Source organism: Mammaliicoccus sp. JADD-157 (assembly GCF_049310805.1).
Classification (GTDB): Bacteria; Bacillota; Bacilli; order Staphylococcales; family Staphylococcaceae; genus Mammaliicoccus; species Mammaliicoccus lentus.
Genome location: NZ_JBMOVZ010000003.1, coordinates 447,165 through 467,388 on the forward strand (window position 1 = coordinate 447,165; position 20,224 = coordinate 467,388).

Below are 20,224 nucleotides of genomic sequence, written 5' to 3' on the forward strand. Positions count from 1 at the left end.
CAATGGAACTAAAAAACAATTTCCTTTGGGGAGGCGCAACAGCTGCAAACCAAGTAGAAGGTGGCTTTAACGAAGGGGGAAGAGGTCTTGCGAACGTAGACGTCTGTCCTTCAGGTGCGTACCGAAATGACGTTATTTCAGGTAAGCGTAAAATGCTCGATTTTGAAAAGAATTTAAACTATCCTGCAACTTACGGAATAGATATGTACCATAAATACTTAGATGATATAAAGCTATTTCATGAATTAGGTTTTAAAGCGTATAGAATGAGTATTGCTTGGACACGTATATTTCCAAACGGTGATGAAGAACTACCAAACGAAGATGGATTGAAGTTTTATGAAGACATTTTAAAAGAATGTAAAAAATACAATATTGAACCTATCGTTACTATAACGCACTTTGACTGCCCTATTCATTTAATAGAAAAATACGGTGGTTGGCGCAACAGAATAATGATTGAGCATTATAAAAAATTATGTAAAACATTATTCAAACGATATAAAGGATTAGTAAATTATTGGATCACTTTTAATGAAATTAATATGATTTTACATGCGCCTTTTATGGCAGCTGGATTAGTCTTCGAAGAAAATGAAAATGAAGAACAAATAAAACATCAAGCTGCTCATCATGAATTATTAGCAAGCGCTGAAGCAACAAAAATTGCACATGAAATTGATGAAAATAATAAAGTTGGTTGTATGTTCGCAGCTGGGTGTATTTATCCATATGATAGTAACCCAGAAAACGCTTTGGAAGTAATGAAAATAGATCACGAAAATTACTTTTTAATAGATGTTCAAGTTAGAGGGCAATACCCTCAATATGCTTTAAATAAAATGAAAAGAAATCAGACTTTACCGAACATAACAGATGAAGATAAAGTTTTACTGAAAAATCATACAGTCGATTTCATGTCACTCTCTTATTACAATAGTAGATGTGTACGTGTAGATGATCCTGATGGTGATAATGCATCTGGTAACCTATTTTCTTCAGCGAAAAATCCTTATTTAAAAGAAAGTGAATGGGGATGGCCAATTGATCCACTTGGCTTAAGAATTACTTTAAATAACATATACGATAGATATCAAATACCTCTATTTTTAGTTGAAAATGGTCTAGGTGCAAAAGATTATCCAGACGAGAACTTAAATGTAGAAGATGATTACAGAATTAATTACTTACGAGATCATATACAAGCAATGAAAGACGCTATATTGATAGATGGTGTAGACATTCTAGGTTATACAGTGTGGACTGCTTTAGATGTCATAAGTGCAGGTTCAGGACAAATGGCTAAAAGATACGGCCTTATTTATGTAGACCAAGATGAGTACGGAAATGGTTCGAAAAAAAGAGTTAAAAAGAAAAGCGCGTATTGGTATAAAAAAGTAATAGAAACTAATGGTGCAAACTTAGGTTAAATTTAAACCAACTATCCCCTTTCAAAGATAAATCTTCTGTCATTTTATAAAGAAGTTAAGTATAAAGAAGTTTTTTTACACTGAAACCTTTATACTGTATTTAATATCTTTGATTGGGGGTTTATGTTGTGAAGCGCACGAATTTACAAACATATATCATAACAATGTGTGGCGCTGGTTTATGGGGAACTATTGGCTTATTTGTTAATCCTTTATACAAAGAAGGGTTTACTGCATGGGAAGTCGTGGCTATTCGAGGTGTATTCACATTTGTGTTTTTGTTTATTTTTATGTTGATACGGTATCCTTATCTCTTAAAAACAAATTTAAAAGATCATATTAACTTTGCATGTTCAGGTATTTTAAGTACAGCGTTGTTTAATTATTTTTACTTTGAAGTTTTTTCTCAATCAACACTTTCTTTAGCGGTAACACTGTTATATACAGGGCCAATTTTTGTCACGATTTTAAGTAGAATATTTTTCAAAGAAGCATTTACTATTAAAAAGATACTAGCATTAATCATAGCTGTCTTTGGTTGTAGTTTTGTTGTTGGATTTTTACCAAGCGGTGATATAGAAGTTTCTATAAGTGTACTCATACTTGGACTGTTATCAGGATTTTGTTTCGCACTGTACACTATTTTCAGCAAACCTATCACACGTAAATATTCAGCATTAACAATCACAACTTATAATTTCTTATATACTGCTATTTTCATGCTTATCTTTAGTGATATCACAACAAAAGCCAATCAATTTACTAAAATAGAAGTACTAACCCCGTCAATAGCATTGTCACTAATCGCTACTGTTCTTGCATACCTATTATATACATCTGGTCTAAAGAACCTAGAAGCAAGCACAGCATCCATTTTATCAACGATGGAACCAATTATAGCTATACTATCTGGCGTAATTTTCTTAGGTGATGTATTAAATATATGGCAAATTATAGGTATATTATTAGTCATCACCTCAGCAGCAATCATAGGTAATTTAAACTTAAAAATAAGACGAAAAAACTCAAAAAATAAAGTAATATGAAATAAGGGCTAAGACAAAAATAAATGTCTTAGCCCTTTACTTATTGAATTAACTTCAAGGTTGACTCACGTAACACAACCCTTAATGCTTACGCTATTTCATCACCTATTTTCCATCTTTCATATCTTTCAGCATTTCTTCGACTGTAATTTTTGCGCTTGTAAGTACGATTGGTACGCCAGCGCCTGGGTGTACGCTTGCGCCTGCGAAGTATAAGTTAGCATATTCTCTACTTACATTGGGTGGTCTATAATAATTACTTTGTGCCAATGTTGGCATTAAACCGAATGCTGATCCGAATTTAGCATTGTATTTATCTTTGAAATCTTCTGGCGTAAATATCATTTCTGTCACTATATGTTCTTCTATGCTGTTTAATGATTTTACAGTTGATAACTTTTTATAAATGATATTTTTCACGTGTTCGATGGATTTCTCATCTGACCAATCGACTTTACCTGTTTTTAATTCTGAAACAGGCATTAATACATATACACCTGTTTTTCCTTCTGGTGCTAATGTTTCATCTTCTACGCTAGGAGCGTATACGTAAATGGATGGATCTTCTGATAGTTCCCCTTCGAAAATTTCTTCAATGTTATTGCTAAAATCTTCTGAGAAAACAATATTATGTATCAAAAGTTCATCTGTTAAGTCTTTGTCTAAACCTAAATACATTAAAAATGCTGAGCAAGAATATTCCATATTATTAATTTTTTCAGTGGTATATTTTTTAGGCTGGTTTTCTTTTTTTATCAATTCTGATTTAGCATAAGGAAAATCTGCCGTGCATAATATTTTGTCATATTTTTCAATTTTACCATTTATTTTTAGACATTCCGCACGCTTAAACCTTTGATCAATTATGATTTCATCAACGCTTGAATTCGTATAAATTTGAGTACCTAATTCTCGATTTAACTGTTCAAGTGCATTTACAAAACTATACATGCCACCTTTGATAAAGTGAACTCCAAACATAAGCTCAATCATAGGTATAATTGAATATAAAGAAGGGCTACGTTTTGGATCTATACCAATATACAACGTTTGAAATGCTAATAACTTTTGAATTTTTTCATTATCTACATATTTTGCAATAAGCTTATCAGCAGTATCGAGTGTTTTTAATTTCGAGCCTTGGTATAAAGTAAATGGATTATAGAAATCTGTTGGCTTTCTAAAAGCACGCTCCAAAAAGTATTTACGCGCAATTTCGTATCTTTTGTATATGTCAGTTAGAAAAGACATGAAGCCGTGTGTGGAACCAGGTTCAATACCTTCTAACATGTCTTTTAGTTGAGCTAAATCCGTCGGAACTCTTACTTTATCATCCTCACTAAAATAGACATCATAAATGTAAGGTAACTGTTTAATTTCTAAGTATTCATCCATATTTCTGTTTGCGTAACTGAATACATCACGATATATTTCAGGCATCATGACAATAGTTGGACCCATATCAAACGTAAATCCATCTTGTTTGATTTGGTTCATTCTACCACCAACTTGCTCCCCTTTTTCATATAGATCAACTTGATGTCCGTTTGCAGATAACCTTGCTGCAGCAGCCAAGCCTGAAACACCTCCACCTACAATTCCAATCTTCATGGTGTTCCCCTCCTTTTATATTTTGACATGATTTCATTATATATTGATATCTTTCTCACTTTATTTACATAAACTTTTGTATGCAAAGTGTAATTCGATTTTCTTACTTCTTCTAAAATTTCAAAATAAGCACGAGCAGCCAATTCAATAATATATTGCACATCTTCATCAAAATATTTAATTCTATTTAAAGCTTTTTCATACAGTAGACGTGCTTCATAAGCATAACTCTCCCATAGATTGATATAGGATTTTGTAACACCATGTTGATAAATGTCTGATAGTTTTATTTCATATTGATTTAACTTCTCTTCACTTATATAAACTCGATTTTCTTTAAAATCTTCCCCAACATCTCTTAATATATTAGTGATTTGCATTGCTTTACCTAAATCAATACCAGCTTCTCTTGCTGATGAATAATTACTATGATTTTCCGAAGCTAATATAGGTATCAATAGTTCTCCAACTGTACCCGCCACACCATAGCAATAATTAAAGAACTGTTCTTCCGTCTTAATTTGACGTAATTCTAAATCATTTTTAACATATTGGATTAATGTTAAGAGAGGTTGATGTGGTATAGCATAATGTTTCAGTGTGTCTTTAAATGCTCTCATAATAGCAACATTACTTTCAAAATCTTTAGAATCATCGTTATAAATAGCATCTAAATCGGATTCTATTTTTAATAACTGATTTAAGTCTTGATCTCTATCAATACTATCGTCTATGATGCGACAAACCGCATAAACAGTCCACACTGCTCTTTTTTTATCTATTTTTAAAAAATCAAAAGCATAAGAAAAAGTTTTTGAGTGGGTCTTCATAATGTTATGACAATAATTATAGTCTTTATCTAACTGTTTCATTTCTTCTCACCTCTAGATTCCAATTTAGCATTCAAATCTATTTTTCTATCTTTCCATTTAACTGTTTTAAACACATGTATATCCATCCATGATTTTGCGTGAATGATGACAAAGCATAATGAAAAAACAGGATGTAATAGTGATATTACTTTATTAAAATTCCCTACTCTTTTAATTAAAATTAGAAATTGTAACGCATAACTTCCATACATTATTAACGATATTATCAGAGCTTTCATACTTTTCTTTAACCCAAATATTATGAGTAAGACAGATGTGATTGATCCAAATAACCAACTCATCGTCATAAACATCACACTTGGTTTCGTGATAGATGAACCTGAAGCAAAATGTTTAGACCATCCATTGACTAAGCTTGATAATCCTTCTGGATACATTCTAAACTTAACGATATTTGCTCCTTCATATATTTCCACAGGTAAGCCTAACTTGTCATAAGCTTTGCTAATCGCAAAACCTTCTATAATAGCTCCTTGTGCGTTGAGATGGCCTTCAGTTGTTAAATAATCTTGTTTATTTGTAAATACAACTGGTCCAAAAGCTCCTATATTTTTATCGTTATGATGCTTATATGAAAATGCGTTCATACCGACTAATGTAAATAAATTAAAGATAGCTGATAAATTTTCATATTTATTCTTAATCATATGGTATGGCTGAATAGATAATAGGCCTTTACATGACTGCTTCTCATATTGTCCGTATATACGTGATAAGCTTTCTTTTGCTGTCAATTCAACGTCAGCATCTATAAAAAGTAAAAATGAATGACTAGCTTGTAATGCTCCTTGCCAACATGCATTAGATTTACCTTTATATTTAGAGTGCCCGCTCACTTGGATTGTCTTGGCACCACATGCTTCAGCGATACCACGAGTATCATCAGTAGAGTCATCATCAACGACTATTACTTCAGTCCTTGTATTGTTTGCATTGATAGATTTTAATAACTTCGGAAGATTAGATTGTTCATTTCTAGCAGGTATAATAATACTGATTGGCGGTGTTTCTGCTGTCATTTGGTTAACATCAATCAATCTTCTGTAAAGAAACATCAACTTGCCGTTAATCATCGACCAAATAACAATCATTAATGAAATAAAATAGTTTATTACGATCATTTAATCACTGCTTTCTTTCTTTTGAATCAGCATATCTGCAACTTGCATTCCACTTAAAGTAACCATTGGCATACCTGCTCCAGGGTTAACTGTTCCACCAACAAAGTATAAATTATTAACGTATTTACTATGTTTAGGAAATTTAAAACCTTTATTTTTCTTACGATCAGATACTACTCCGTATATAGCCCCTTTATGCGAACCGTACGTTGAAGCAATTCTATTGGGCGTCCATATATCTTCATATACGATATGTTTCCTTAAATCTGTTAAACCCATACTTTCTAATTTATCCAGAATTAACTCATAGAATGCTTTGTATTGTGCTTCAGTAAAAGGTTTATCTTGTATATAAGGTATATGCGGTAAAATTTTTATATTTTCGTACCCATTAGTTGCTTGAGTAGCGTCCGTTTTATTAGGATTTACAACATAAATCGTTGGATCTTGAGGTAATTGATATTTATGAAACACTTCGTCATAGTTCCTTTTAGAATTCGATGAAAAGAAAAAGTTATGATGCTTTAATTGAGGATACAGTTTATTCACACCTAAATGGATAACATAACCTGAGCTCGCAGGTTCGTACTTTTTTTCTAATTTATCTATTTTGTTTTGTTCGAAATTTAATAATTTTTGATATAAAGGCAATACTTCCATATTTGAAATAAAGTAATCAGCATAAATTGTTGGACCGTTTTCTAAAGTGATAGATTCAATATTTTTAGAATCATCCAAATGCATATCAACCACTTTCTCTCCTAAATGAATATTCACGCCTGATTCTTCTGCAAGTTGTTTCATCGCATCTGCTAATTTGTGAATACCACCTTCTACGTACCATAAGCCTTCTTCAAACTGCATTTGAGGTAAAAGTGTTAAAACTGCTGGGGCATCATAAGAAGAAGACCCAACATATTTAATGAAATAACCAAGAACTTCTCTTAAATATTCATTAGTAACCCTCTTGTTAATGGCTTGTTGCATCGTATGAAAATAATCGAATTTCTTTAAAGCTTCAAAAGGACCATGATATTTAACAATAGAAGTTAAACTATCTAAACCCTCATTAAAGTAGCCTTTTTCTGCAATATCATGAATGCTTTTCGCATAATTCATAAAATTGTTTAGTTCTTTTGCATCTTTTTCAGTTACCATTTCATTATTTTTTAAAATATCTTCTATTTGATCATAAAAATCTAAAACCGTGCCATCTGGAAAGAAATTTCTAATTTGTAAATCAAGCTTTTTAATAGTGACATAATCTTCTAAATTACGGTTACTATAATTAAAAAGTCGCTTAAATATTTTAGGCATCGTTAAAATAGAAGGTCCTAAATCAAATCCAAAGTCTTCAACATCTAAGCGATTTACTTTCCCACCAATATGATTATTTTGTTCATATAAATCTACTGTATAGCCTTCTTGAGTCATTCTAATGGCAGCAGAAATACCACCTAAGCCTCCTCCAATGACAACTATATTTTTATTCATTGTGTTTCCCCTTTCTTTCAACGAACTTTTTATAATAAAACCTTTCTAATTTCGGCCTATTATAACGTTGAACAATGATAATAGGTACATTAGAAACAATTGCGTATACAATATTTATAAATTTAACTTTTCTAGATGATTTCAAGAATACTAAAGCTGGCAACATAGATAACAGATGTATAAATTCAGCCCTTCTCGTTTCTAAAATAAAATCATTGATGTACTGTTCAGATTCTAATTCTTCTATAGTCTTTTTACTTTTAATTGCGTGATTCATTTTGTGTCCATCTGGAAGTAATTTTTTCCAAGATTTCACTTTAAATAACTTTTCCCATAGCCTTCCTTCTGATTCTATTGGCCATGATTTAAATAAAAAATGATATTTTTCGAAGTAACGTTTATCTATTAAAGTACCCAATGTAGAAATAATCATTTGTACAACAAACCAGTACACAGAAATGGATAGTATTAGCCTTTTCATTATTTATTCTCCTAATGAGTTTTATATTAATTTAAAATAGATTTGTGATTAAAAAAAGCGAGTCAGGACTTTAATCCCTCTAACTCGCTTTCATGGTGACTAACTTGGCAAGAGCTCTAAATCTCTTGTTTAAATAGTACCCTATATATACTTATGTAAACTATTATTAAATAAAATTATTATTTAAAATATAACTTAAAAAATAATTTGAAAAACATTGGTTATAAATAGAAAATATTTTAATTATTTATATAAAATAAAAACATCATACCGTTACTTTTAACTAACAGCTTGATGTTTTTAACTCTTGTATTTTAGAACTTTTCTTGTGGACGGAAGCTTTCTATATAAGCTTCATCTTCTGAATAAGGAACATTTGTAGGTCCAACTTTATCCATATCAACAATAATAAAAGCAGGTTTATTAAGTTGTAGTGCGTGCTCGAAAGTTTTATGGAATTCGTCTATATTTTCAACTACTTCTGCATGTATACCTACAGACTCACTTAGCATTTTAAAGTCTGGTGTATGAAGGTCTACACCTTCGTTATAATCATAAGCTGCACTTTGTAAATAACGTAAAATACCGTAGCCACCATCTTTAAATAGCAAAGTGATAACTGGTAAATCTTGTTCAGCAAGTGTAGCTAATTCTCCAGCATTGACCATAAATCCTCCGTCACCAGCCATATTAACTACGCGACGTTGTTTTGTGCCCATTTGTGCACCGATAGCTAATGGCAAACCTTGTCCAATACCACCGCCTACTGTATAAACTGATGTGCGAGGTTTCGTAAATTGAATTAAATGATTGCCCCACCAGTATGCTGGCACAGTGACATCTCTTACGACAACATCATCATCTGCAAGCAATTGATTCATACTTTCAGCAATTTGGTTGTAAGGTGAAACATCATCGCTTAATACTTTATACATCTGAGCTTTAATATTAGCAATTTGTTTAACATAACTTTCATCAATTTGTACATGCTTTGATTTAAGTGCATGATTTAATGATTCTAAAACTGTGTTTGCATCCCCAATGATTGATTTAGATGCAATATAGTTCTTATTGATGTGTTCTGGGTTTGAATTAATATCAATATGTGTTTGCGGTAATTCGAGCTCCCAATTCAGCGTATCTTCACCACGCAAATGCGTTCCGATTGTAATTAAAACATCTGACTCTTTCAATAATTTTATAACTTCAGGATGTACTGAATTATTTGCTAAACATAGATCTGAAGTTTCTGGATATGCACCTTTACCTGATTCGCTCGTAATCACTGCGGCCTGCAATTTATTTACAAGGTGTTGTAAAGCGTCTGTCGCACCTGCTTTAATTACACCGCCACCTACCCAAATGATTGGTTTTTTCGAATTTACAATCATTTCTATAACTTCTTCAGGTATCACAATATCTTGTTGTTCAACTTGAGTAGCTGTTTCTATTACTTCATGCTTCGGCAGTTTCACATGTTGTAAATTTGTAGGAATAATTGCTGTAATTGGTCCCGTTGGGGTACTTTGTGCTTCTTCTATAGCATGAGACATAAAGTCATGAATTTGATATGGTGAATCTAATTGATAAGCAGCTTTACTTGCAGCTTCCATCATGCCCAACTCATCTTTACATTCATGAATGTAACGTTTATGTTTACCGATATAGTTTGAATCAATCTCACCCGTAATATGTAAAAGCGGTGTTTCTGCATTCCAAGATTCTGTTAAAGAGCCCGCACCATTTCCAGCACCTGCACCAGTACTTGTAAGCACTACACCCATTTTTCCACTCGTACGTGCATAACCATCTGCCATATTTACAGCACCACTTTCACCACGCGCTGTAACAAGCTTGATGCGCCCATCTTGGGCAATCGCATTATAAATCGGCATATTATGTATACTGACAATCCCAAAAATTGTATCAACATCTGCCTCTATTAATTTATCTACTATGACATTTGCAACTGTATAATCAATTTTATTATTCATATTAATAACCCCTTTTAAAAAATAATTAATAAAATCTAAAAGCTAGTAATCAAACTGACTATATTATGGTAACACTGTTTATTATTAATTCAACTTTCCATACTTTTATTTTTGTAGCATTAAACAAATAATATTTTTAAAATGTATTATATCAACTCATTTTACAGATATATCAGTATTTTGAACTTATATATGATTTTGTGCAATTTGCTAAAAAAACTAATTTTATCTAGTATTATAGTGAACAACATTTTGGGAGGTTGCAAATATGGGACGATTACAAATGTATATAGATGGAAATTGGCGAGATGGTTTAAAAACTAGAGAAATTATAAATCCAGCGACAAGTGAAGTACTTGCGCAAGTTGCAGAAGGGAAACGTCAAGATGCTAAAGATGGGATTAAAGCTGCAAGACAAGCGTTTGATTCTTCAAATTGGTCGGAGTTAGGTGTGGAGACACGCGCAAATTATTTAGAAAAAATTGCCGATCAAATTGAAGCGCATGAAGATGAACTTGCTAAAATAGAAACTTTAAATAATGGAAAAACTTTAGCAGAATCCCGTTATGATGTCCAAGATTCAGCAAGTTGCTTTAGATATTATAGTGAATTAATTCAGAATGAAACACAGGAACAAACAATTGATAATGAAGAAACAGAAAGCTTCATTGTTCACGAACCTGTTGGAGTAGTGAGTTTAATTGTGCCTTGGAACTTCCCTCTTTTAATGGCTGTTTGGAAAATCGCACCTGCACTCGCAGCAGGTAATACGATTGTCGTAAAGCCAGCAGAAAGCACACCAATGACATTACATCGTTTATTTGAAATATTTGAATCGGTTAGTCTACCGGACGGTGTTGCAAACTTGATTATGGGCGATGGTGCAATTATCGGAGATGAAATGACATCTAATGATGATGTGGATATGATTTCATTTACTGGAAGCACAAAGACTGGCCAACATATTATGAGAAACGCTACAACTACACTTAAAAATGTATCTTTAGAACTTGGTGGTAAATCACCTAATATCATATTTGAAGATACAAATATTGATGCAGCGGTAGATATAGCGCTATACGGTATTTATATGGGTGCTGGACAAGTATGTACATCAGGTTCACGTATTTTATTACATGAAAATATTTATGATGTATTCGTAGAAAAGTTTACTGAGCGCGCAAGCAAAATTAAAGTAGGACCAGGTATGGATGAAAATTCAGAAATGGGTGCAATTACTAATAAAGATCAATATGAAAAGATATTAAATTATATTAATATCGGACAAAATGAAGGTGCCAAACTATTATGTGGAGGTTATCCATTGACAGAAGGTGAACATCAAAATGGATACTTCATCGCTCCTACAGCATTTGGTGATACTACACCAGAAATGCGTATAGTCCAAGAAGAAATTTTCGGACCGGTCGCTGTATTCCAAAAATTCAAAACTGAAGCTGAAGCAATACAACTTGCCAATAATACAAAATACGGATTAGCAGGTGCTGTATTTACAGACGATCAAGAGCGTGCCCTTCGTGTTATTCGTAAAGTAAAAGCAGGTATCACGTGGGTTAATGATTACCATACTGCTTTCAATGAAAATCCTTGGGGTGGCTATAAACATTCTGGTATAGGTCGAGGGTTAGGTACTTACGGTTTAGAATCTTTCCAAGAAGTAAAACAAATCAATATTAGTAAGCAATTAAATAAAATAAATTGGTTTAGCGAGTAATTAATAAAATACAATTTCAAATAGCCTCTTTCAAAGTAGACATTAAAACTTCATTCTTTGAAAGAGGCTTTTTCTATTGAAAATCGCAAATATAAAATAGAAAGATATTCTATTTTAATATACTGATATACCTATTACTATCACTTTTAAAGCTATATAATACCAAATAAATATAGTGATATAGCAAAAATATTATTGAATTGATTTTGAACATGGGTTATGATAACGGTATTGATTATTATAGTACATGTCGTGTACTAATAAATAAGGAGTTGTGCTTTTGAAAAAACCATTTGAAATTTTTATAGAAGACATTAAAAATATAAGACGTGTGCCGTTTGTAATTATATTATTATTAGGGCTTTCAATTTTGCCATCATTCTATGCTTGGTTTAATTTAAGTTCTACATGGGACCCATACAACAATACTGAAGGTATTAAAATTGCGGTCGTAAACGAGGATAAAGGTGCCAAAGTTGAAGGAAAAGATATTAACGTAGGTGACCAATTAGTTAAACAATTAAAGAAAAACGATAAGTTCGGATGGGAATTTGTAAATCGTAAAAAGGCTGACAATGGTGTCGAAAAAGGTGATTATTATGCTTCTATATATTTGCATAAGACTTTTTCTGAAGAAGTCACAAGTATATATAATAAAAAACCAAAGAAAGCAGTCATCGATTACAAAGTAAATGAGAAATTAAATGCTATTGCACCTAAAATGACAAACGCTGGTGCATCTTCAATTGTAGATTCTTTAAATAAAGAATTTGGCGAGAATGCTACGCAAGCATTATTAAAAGAAGCGAATCAAGTCGGTTTAGACATTGAAAATGAATTACCTACTATGAGTAAAATTAAAAATGCTGTATTTACCGCTGAAGATAATCTTCCTAAAATAGAAGAATTTAAAGAAAAGGTAATAGAAATTGACGAACATCAAGATGACATCACGCATTATAAAGATGAATTCGAAGCGCTTGGTAATTACAAAGGCGATATTAATGAAGGTGTAGACAAGATTAATGAAGTAAACAGTAAAATGGGTGAAATTAACCAAGCTGCTAAATTAATTACTGCACTTAATGCTAAAATGCCTGAAATTGAAAGTGCATTAGCAAAAGCTAATAAAGTACAAGAGCAATTTCCTAAAATAAATAAAGGTGTTCCTCAAGGTATTGAAGCATCTGAAAAAGCATTAACGGCTATCAATAAAGCAGAACAATACTTGCCTGAATTAAATAATAAATTGGATAAGTATGAAGAAGATGCTAAAAAAGCTCAGGAAAAAACTGAAAAAGCTAACGAAAAATTGAAATCAGAAGAAGACAAAGATAATAAAGATAACAAAGAACAATCAGATCCAAATAAAGAAGAACCTAAAGATAATCAAATCAAAGAGCAACAAGATAGTAATAAAGAAAACGAAGATAATAATAAAGAAAACGAAGATAATAACAAAGAAGAAAATAAAACTGAAGAACAACCTAAAGAGCAATCAGAAGAACAAAACGAAGAAGATAATAATACTGATCAAAGTGCTGAGGAGCAAGAAAATAATAAAGAGAAATCAGACGCTTCAAAAGAAGAAACAGAATCAACTGAAGAGAACGAAAATGAAAATAACATCGTAACAACTCAACAAGCTTACGATGAAGATGGAGAAAACGCTAATAAAGAAGACAATCCAGACAACAATCAATCTTCTAAAGAAGTATTAAATGATCAAGAATTAAAAGAAATGAAATCAGCACTTAGCGAATCATTAACAGCGCTAGCAGACTACAGCAATGAACAAGCAACAATGAATAAAAAAGATTTAGAAAGTATGCAGTCAATCAATCAAAGTATATTGATGAGTCAAGACAGCAAACAACTTGCAGATACTGTGAAAAATAATCAATCACGATTAAAACAAGGTGTAGAATTTAATAATTCAATGATTGATATTTTAAATGAACTTAAGAAATCTGAAGGTATTGATACTTCAAAAGCAATTTCACAATTTGAATCAGCTAACAAAGATTTACAAAGTGTAATTAATGGCCAAAGCAACCTTATTAACGCTTTAAATGACGGTAAATCTGGAAAAGAAGAAGTATTGGCATTAGATAAATTAATAGATTCTAATTTACTATCTTTAGATAATTTAATGAAATATACGAGCAGTGATTTTAAAACTACCTTAATGGAAGGCGTCAATCAAATTGATCAAGCGTTAAATAAAGGTATCGACGATATCTCGACTATCAGAAGTTCAATGAACATGGTAGAAAATGTCATTCAAACTGGGAAAAGCTCATTACAAAATGGGCACGATTTATTAGTAAGCATTAATAATGAATTGCCAGAACTTGAAAGAAAGTTTAATAACATTAATGAAGTTGCACAGACAAACTTCCCTAAATTTAAAGAACAAGTAGGTAAAGGTGCTTATTACGTTGAAAATGAACTGCCAAACGTTCAATCAGAAGTAGAAAATTTAGCACAGTTTTCAAATAATGATTTACCAGCAATGATTGATAAATACGATCGCGCTGTTCAATTAGTAGATGACAACTTGCCAGAAGCACAAAAAGAAATTCATGACTTAGCAGAATTTGCACGAAATGATTTACCAGGTATTGAAAAAGATATTAAGAAAGCTGCGAACAAAGTTAGAGAAATAGATGAAGATGATACTGTTCATGAACTTATAAAATTATTGAAAAATGATTTGAAGAAACAAGCAGATATTATCGCACATCCAATAGAATTAAAAGAAGAATCGTTATTTAGTGTTCCTAACTACGGAACAGCTAGTACACCTTTCTATACATCTTTAGCTATTTGGGTAGGTGCTTTACTATTATCTAACTTATTAACGACAGATATTAAAAATCCAGAAATTAAGAATAAGTATTCATTAAGACAAACATTCGTTGGAAAGAGCTTTATATTCATAATTATAGGTGTTATGCAATCAATCATCGTGTCACTAGGAGATATGTTTATCTTAGGCGCCGCTATTGATAATAGACTATTATTTATATTACTATCTGTACTCGTTTCTATAGTGTTTATCAGCATAGTATATACATTAGTATCTCTATTCGGTAACGTTGGTAAAGCTTTAGCAATCGTTATAATGGTATTACAAATTGCAGGAGGCGGTGGAACATTCCCTATACAAGTTACACCAAAATTCTTCCAGGCAATACACCCATTCTTACCATTTACTTATGCTGTAGATGCATTAAGAGAAGCGGTTGGTGGTGTAGTACCAGAAATTTTAATTTATAATATAATATTCCTAGTATTATTTGGAGTCGTTATATTCACAATAGGATTTATCGTTAAACCGATACTGGATCCATGGAAAAACAAAACAAGTAAACGAGCTGAAGATAGTTATTTAATGGAATAACTTCATATATCAAAATTAGTCGCCCAATCCCTAGAAATTAACTACTGGATTGGGCGACTTTATTTATAATATTAATCTTGAAAGTGCATGCTTGCCTAGGGGTATGGTTCGAGCCTGTAGTCTCTCACTCATACTATTCCCCCGGGCGTCAGCACTTTCTAAAACCACTAAAAAACAGCTACTTTCTAATATATAGAAAGTAGCTGTTTTGTATATTGATGGCGTTCTTCGTTAAATAGTTGTTCTATTTTAAAGTCGTCTAGTATTTAAATTTTTGCTAGTTTCACTTAATTGGAGTCGCCACCAAATTCACTAAATCATTTAAATTATTAATATTGCTAACCCCAGTTTCTGTTAACCATTTTTTTGCTTTCTTACTATCATCACTATAAACATTCGTTGCTCCACTCCAAGTCGCTCTACCACATAACACACCATTGAAAGTAGACCCTGATTCATTGGCAAATTTTAATGTCTCTTGAAATAAATATGGTGTTACTCCCGCACTCAAGAAAATAAATGGAAGGTCAGTTGCTTCAGACTGTGCTTTGAAATATTCACTCGCTTCTTCTTCCGAATGTAAATATTCATTTTCAGTATATCCCTCAACAAAGTTCATATTCACTGGCACTTCAACTTTTAATACATCGACATTAAATCTATCTTCGCTATATCTCTTCATAGCGTCAATAACTTTATGGGGCTTAACTTTAGCAAATTCTTTACTTTTTTCATCACCAATATTATCATCATATGTTAGTATTTCTAAAAAGAATGGAATATCTTCAGCATTACATTCACTTCCAACACGCTCTACAAATGCTTCTTTTTCTTGGTTAATTCCATCTACTTCATCAACATCGACATAAATTAGCAATTTGATGCCGTCTGCACCTTGTTCTTTCAAATTTTTCACTGAGCAATTAGGAATTAAATCTGGACGTCTGCCTGGCTCTTGTTTATCATATCCTGTTTGTTCATATGCTAAAATTAACCCACAGTTTTCATCCCGATTATATGCTGCATTTAATCCATATTCAGGATCGAGTAATATACTTGATGCAAAAGGTGTTAATTCTTCTGACACAAGCGTTTTAAATTCAGAAATTGCTTCGTACGTTGTTCTTTCACCTAGCATTCTTTTAAGTGCACCTCTTTGATCAATTGCAAGTGCTGTAATTACACCTTTATCATTTGTGAGTTTTTCTAAATCTTTCATTATGAAATACCTCCTTGTATTAATTCAGTTACTTTTTCAGCAGATTGAGCATTTTTAAGTTCATTAATATAATTTTCATTCATAAGCTTTCTTGATAATTGAGATAATATTTCAAGGTGTTTATCACCGCTTCCTCTTGGAACAAGAATACTGATTACAAAATCGGTTAGACCACCGTCCATAGCATCCCAATCAATCCCTTGATTTAATCGAACAATAACGAGACTAGGAGATACAACATTTTCATTAGCTACATGTGGAATAGCTACTCCATTTTCCATACCGGTGCTGCTCTCATATTCTCGATTTTTTAACCCATTTAATATACTTTCAGATTCATTTGTTAAACCTAATTTAACCCCTTGGTTTGCTATGAATTTCAGAACTTCATTTTTATTCTGTATATTTTGATTTAAAAAGACTTGAGAAGGCTCTATAATACTTACATTTACTTCTTCATCATGTGACTTATGTTTTTCTTTATTATCAGCGCTACCAAACACACCATTATTTTTATTCGCATCAATCGTCTGTGACTTAAGAATATGTCGTTTTTGTTCTATAGCCATTAATACACCTGCTACAATCGATCCTATCAAGATAGCTACTACCCAAAATATTGGATGCGTAACTACAGGTAAAACAATAAAACCACCATGTGGTGCGGGCACTTCAACTTTGAGCACGTATGTGATAATTGCGGCAATAGATGAACCAAGCATAAGTATCGGTATAATAGTTAATGGCCGTTTAGCTGCAAATGGAATCGCTCCCTCTGTTATATGAGTAGAACCAAGCAAGAAGTTAACATACCCTGCACTTCTCTCCGTATTAGCATAATATCTCTTACCAAATAGGACAGAAAAACCTGTCGCTAATGGTGGAACAATACATGCAGCAGAAACTCCAGCCATAAACAAGTGATTACCTTGTGCTAATAATGCTGTACCAGTAACATATGCTGCTTTGTTAATTGGCCCACCCATATCAGCAGCACACATAATACCTACTATTAGTCCTAATATGATTGGACTAGAATCTTGGAATCCAGATAAAAAGCTCATCATTGTTTTGTTTATAATTTCCATCGGGACCGATAAATACCACATAATAAAACCAGCAATAAATATACCGAGCACCGGTAAAATAAATATAGATTTTAATCCATCTAATGATTTTGGTAATTTCTGCAACGCTTTTTGAAGTAAAACAATAACAGCTCCTGCTAAGAAACCAGAAACTATACCTCCTAAGAAGCCTGTACCATTATGATCTGCTACCATACCTGTAATAAAACCAATAACAAGCCCTGGTCTATTTCCAATGGATTGTGCTATGTACGCACTTAGAATTGGTACCATTAGTCCCATAGCTATTTCACCAATAGTATGCATTTGTTCAGCAAAAACATTATATTGTTCTGACTTCGGATCAGCAGAATAAATACCAAACATTAGTGATACTGCCATCATGACACCACCAGCTACAATGATAGGTAACATGTGAGAAACACCATTCATCAAATGCACATAAATTTTATGCCAAAAACTAGTGTTTTCATTTCCCTGCTTTTCTTGTTGTCCTTCATATTGGCCAGATGTTTGAAAAACGCTAACATCTCCGCTAATTGCTTGATTAAGTAATGCATCTGGCTGTTTAATACCTTTTGATACTGAAACGTTAATAACCTTTTTGCCGGCAAATCTGTTACTATCAACATTTTTATCTGCAGCGATAATTATCACTTCTGCATTATCAATATCTTCTTGAGTAAATTGATTTTCTATACCACGCTGACCATGAGTTTCTACTTTTATCGACACACCTTTTGATTCTGCAGCATTCTCCAAAGCTTCAGCTGCCATAAACGTATGTGCAATTCCAGTTGGACATCCTGTTACCCCTAAAAATTGATATTTCATAATTAGCCTCCTTAATTCGTAACGTTAATATTGCTAACTTGAACTTCCCCCATTAAATTATTGATATCCTTTAAATCACTAAGACCAGTACTAAAAGCTGTAGATGAGCCGATAGCAACTGCTTTTTTAATAGCTTTTTTAGCGCTCTTTGATTGCATGTATTCTTCAAAGAAACTAGCAAGCATCGCATCGCCAGAACATGCTGTGTTTACAACCTTACCTTCTGGTGCTGTACAATGAATTACTTCTTCATCATTTACAAAGTATGCACCTCTAGCACCAACAGATACTAAAACATTTTGGCAGCCTTGTGTAATAAGTTCTTTAGCAGCCTTTATAATATCTGTGTTTTTAGTCATATTTAATTCTGGAAATAATGATTGTAGTTCGTCATCATTTGGTTTAATTAAATATGGTTTATAATGCATAAGTTCTTTTAAAACTGGATGACTGATATCCAAGACCAAATTAAATTTTTGTTGTCCCGATAATTTGCCTATATCCAATAAAACATTTCCATTCAACCCTCTTGGTAAACTACCTGATACAAATAATGTATCCTGTTCATTTAGTGATTTTAATTTATCCAACAATAATTCTTTTTGTGTTTCTTGAATTTTTGGACCACTGTTAACGATTTTATATTCACCTTGATTAGATTTAAGAAATACATTTATGCGTGTATTACCTTCAACTTTAACAAAATCAGTATTGATACCCATTTCTAATAATTCATCTTCAATAAATTTGCCACTAAAACCACCTACAAATCCTGTAGCAATAGAGTTAGTATTTAATTTTCTTAACATGATTGAAATGTTTACACCTTTTCCATTTGCTTGAACTTCATCGTACAAACTTCTGTTTACAATATCTGGATAAAAATCTTCCATCTCGACAAACATATCAATCGCTGTGTTTAAAGTGCATGTATAAATCATTTTAATTTACCTCCACTTGCCTTTTTTCCATTGTTACATGTAGATTGATGAAAATGTTTACACTTTCTGTGATATAGTAAATTTATAATGAAAAGTTTTTCGCGTGGAGGTTAATTATGAATTTTCAACAACGTGTACAGTACCATTACGATAAATTAAGCGATAGTGATAAATATTTGACCGATTATATCGAAAAACATTATTTAGAATCATTAGATATTTCAATCGTAAAATTAAGTGATAATGCTAATGTATCGACTTCAACTATTGTAAGATGCATGAAAAAGCTTGGTTATAATGGTTTTACGGATTTTAAGTATCAGATGGTTGCTGAGGATAGTCATAAATTTTCTGAACCCATGAAACATTTCGAACATATGGACTCACAAATTCAAACAGCAATTGTTAAAAACCAAGAAGAAGTTGATAAAACGGTCCGCTACTTGAATTACACAATTATAGAAGATGCAATTTCAGCGATTAAATACAGTAAAAAAATAAACATTTTAGCGCGTGGTTTTTCAGAACATATTTCAAATGAAATGACAATTAAACTTCAACTTTTGAATAAACATGCTGAAGAACATAATGATCCTAATATTATAAAGATAAAGTCAAAGTCATTTGATGAAGATGATTTAGTGATATTTGTATCATTAAATGGTGAGACAGATGAACTTATTCAAGCTGCTGAAATATGTAAACAAAATAATGTCAAAACTATCTGTTTAACAACGAATAAAAATAGTCGCCTTTATAACCTATGTGATATCAATTTGCTAGGATTTAAGTCTGACAAGACATTTATTCCGGATTACGAAGTGCGTTCGAGACTGCCATTGCAAGTGTTAGCACGTGTATTGCTTGATGCATACGTAATAAGAAATGGGCAGATATAAACTACTGGATTGGGCGATTTTATTTATAATAT

The 20,224-nt window shown here is 32.2% G+C and carries 14 protein-coding genes; 5 read left to right on the forward strand and 9 right to left on the reverse strand.

The genetic code is table 11. The features are described 5' to 3' along the window. Positions 1 to 2 precede the first annotated feature (2 nt). A complete protein-coding gene (locus ACO6VN_RS11245; protein WP_194200320.1) occupies positions 3 to 1,430 on the forward strand; it encodes a 6-phospho-beta-glucosidase in 1,428 nt (475 codons plus the stop codon). A gap of 128 nt (positions 1,431 to 1,558) precedes the next feature. Next, complete coding sequence (locus tag ACO6VN_RS11250; RefSeq protein WP_216683497.1) at positions 1,559 to 2,476, forward strand: DMT family transporter; 918 nt, start codon at positions 1,559 to 1,561, stop codon at positions 2,474 to 2,476. A gap of 105 nt (positions 2,477 to 2,581) precedes the next feature. Here the strand turns inward: ACO6VN_RS11250 and ACO6VN_RS11255 are convergent, their stop codons facing one another. The 6 genes from ACO6VN_RS11255 to ACO6VN_RS11280 all read right to left on the reverse strand — a co-directional run bounded on the left by ACO6VN_RS11255 (position 2,582) and on the right by ACO6VN_RS11280 (position 10,070). Next, entirely contained in the window at positions 2,582 to 4,087 is a 1,506-nt protein-coding gene (locus ACO6VN_RS11255) for a phytoene desaturase family protein (RefSeq protein WP_194200318.1), read from the reverse strand. Further along, complete coding sequence (locus tag ACO6VN_RS11260; protein WP_194200317.1) at positions 4,084 to 4,959, reverse strand: phytoene/squalene synthase family protein; 876 nt, start codon at positions 4,957 to 4,959, stop codon at positions 4,084 to 4,086. The genes ACO6VN_RS11255 and ACO6VN_RS11260 overlap by 4 nt, the downstream gene beginning before the upstream one ends. Beyond that, positions 4,956 to 6,101 (reverse strand): glycosyltransferase, encoded by a 1,146-nt coding sequence (locus ACO6VN_RS11265; RefSeq protein WP_194200316.1) that lies wholly within the window; start codon positions 6,099 to 6,101, stop codon positions 4,956 to 4,958. Before ACO6VN_RS11265 ends, ACO6VN_RS11260 begins: the two co-directional genes overlap by 4 nt. Continuing rightward, complete coding sequence (locus tag ACO6VN_RS11270; protein WP_194200315.1) at positions 6,102 to 7,595, reverse strand: phytoene desaturase family protein; 1,494 nt, start codon at positions 7,593 to 7,595, stop codon at positions 6,102 to 6,104. Further along, positions 7,588 to 8,076 carry a glycosyl-4,4'-diaponeurosporenoate acyltransferase gene (locus ACO6VN_RS11275; protein ID WP_194200314.1) on the reverse strand — a complete coding sequence of 163 codons (489 nt, stop codon included), beginning with the start codon at positions 8,074 to 8,076 and terminating at the stop codon, positions 7,588 to 7,590. Before ACO6VN_RS11275 ends, ACO6VN_RS11270 begins: the two co-directional genes overlap by 8 nt. 314 nt (positions 8,077 to 8,390) lie before the next feature. After that, the gene (locus tag ACO6VN_RS11280; protein ID WP_194200313.1) at positions 8,391 to 10,070 is read right to left on the reverse strand and encodes a thiamine pyrophosphate-binding protein; all 1,680 of its coding nucleotides are present in this window, start codon (positions 10,068 to 10,070) and stop codon (positions 8,391 to 8,393) included. 268 nt (positions 10,071 to 10,338) lie between these two features. Between ACO6VN_RS11280 and ACO6VN_RS11285 the strand changes: the two genes are divergently transcribed. Both ACO6VN_RS11285 and ACO6VN_RS11290 read left to right on the forward strand, forming a co-directional pair. Continuing rightward, on the forward strand, positions 10,339 to 11,805 hold the full coding sequence (locus ACO6VN_RS11285) for an aldehyde dehydrogenase family protein (RefSeq protein ID WP_194200312.1): 1,467 nt from the start codon (positions 10,339 to 10,341) through the stop codon (positions 11,803 to 11,805). 274 nt (positions 11,806 to 12,079) lie between these two features. Further along, complete coding sequence (locus tag ACO6VN_RS11290) at positions 12,080 to 15,211, forward strand: YhgE/Pip family protein (protein WP_422404685.1); 3,132 nt, start codon at positions 12,080 to 12,082, stop codon at positions 15,209 to 15,211. A gap of 283 nt (positions 15,212 to 15,494) precedes the next feature. Here the strand turns inward: ACO6VN_RS11290 and lacD are convergent, their stop codons facing one another. Genes lacD through pfkB form a run of 3 tightly spaced genes read right to left on the reverse strand, consistent with a single transcriptional unit; the run spans position 15,495 to position 19,293 of the window. Next, the gene (gene lacD, locus ACO6VN_RS11295) at positions 15,495 to 16,430 is read right to left on the reverse strand and encodes a tagatose-bisphosphate aldolase (protein ID WP_017000422.1); all 936 of its coding nucleotides are present in this window, start codon (positions 16,428 to 16,430) and stop codon (positions 15,495 to 15,497) included. Next, on the reverse strand, positions 16,430 to 18,352 hold the full coding sequence (locus ACO6VN_RS11300; RefSeq protein ID WP_017000423.1) for a fructose-specific PTS transporter subunit EIIC: 1,923 nt from the start codon (positions 18,350 to 18,352) through the stop codon (positions 16,430 to 16,432). Before ACO6VN_RS11300 ends, lacD begins: the two co-directional genes overlap by 1 nt. An 11-nt stretch (positions 18,353 to 18,363) precedes the next feature. After that, positions 18,364 to 19,293, reverse strand: a complete 930-nt coding sequence (pfkB, locus tag ACO6VN_RS11305) for a 1-phosphofructokinase (protein WP_017000424.1) — start codon at positions 19,291 to 19,293, stop codon at positions 18,364 to 18,366. 116 nt (positions 19,294 to 19,409) lie between these two features. On the opposite strand from pfkB, the gene ACO6VN_RS11310 reads away from it, so the two are divergent. Continuing rightward, a complete protein-coding gene (locus tag ACO6VN_RS11310; protein ID WP_017000425.1) occupies positions 19,410 to 20,192 on the forward strand; it encodes a MurR/RpiR family transcriptional regulator in 783 nt (260 codons plus the stop codon). Positions 20,193 to 20,224: the final 32 nt, after the last annotated feature.

Coding starts and splice junctions, on each gene's coding strand:
- ACO6VN_RS11245 (WP_194200320.1), top strand. CDS start 3: ATGGAACTAAAAAACAATTTCCTTTGGGGAGGCGCAACAGCTGCAAAC.
- ACO6VN_RS11255 (WP_194200318.1), bottom strand. CDS start 4,087: ATGAAGATTGGAATTGTAGGTGGAGGTGTTTCAGGCTTGGCTGCTGCA.
- ACO6VN_RS11260 (WP_194200317.1), bottom strand. CDS start 4,959: ATGAAACAGTTAGATAAAGACTATAATTATTGTCATAACATTATGAAG.
- ACO6VN_RS11265 (WP_194200316.1), bottom strand. CDS start 6,101: ATGATCGTAATAAACTATTTTATTTCATTAATGATTGTTATTTGGTCG.
- ACO6VN_RS11270 (WP_194200315.1), bottom strand. CDS start 7,595: ATGAATAAAAATATAGTTGTCATTGGAGGAGGCTTAGGTGGTATTTCT.
- ACO6VN_RS11275 (WP_194200314.1), bottom strand. CDS start 8,076: ATGAAAAGGCTAATACTATCCATTTCTGTGTACTGGTTTGTTGTACAA.
- ACO6VN_RS11280 (WP_194200313.1), bottom strand. CDS start 10,070: ATGAATAATAAAATTGATTATACAGTTGCAAATGTCATAGTAGATAAA.
- ACO6VN_RS11285 (WP_194200312.1), top strand. CDS start 10,339: ATGGGACGATTACAAATGTATATAGATGGAAATTGGCGAGATGGTTTA.
- lacD (WP_017000422.1), bottom strand. CDS start 16,430: ATGAAAGATTTAGAAAAACTCACAAATGATAAAGGTGTAATTACAGCA.
- ACO6VN_RS11300 (WP_017000423.1), bottom strand. CDS start 18,352: ATGAAATATCAATTTTTAGGGGTAACAGGATGTCCAACTGGAATTGCA.
- pfkB (WP_017000424.1), bottom strand. CDS start 19,293: ATGATTTATACATGCACTTTAAACACAGCGATTGATATGTTTGTCGAG.
- ACO6VN_RS11310 (WP_017000425.1), top strand. CDS start 19,410: ATGAATTTTCAACAACGTGTACAGTACCATTACGATAAATTAAGCGAT.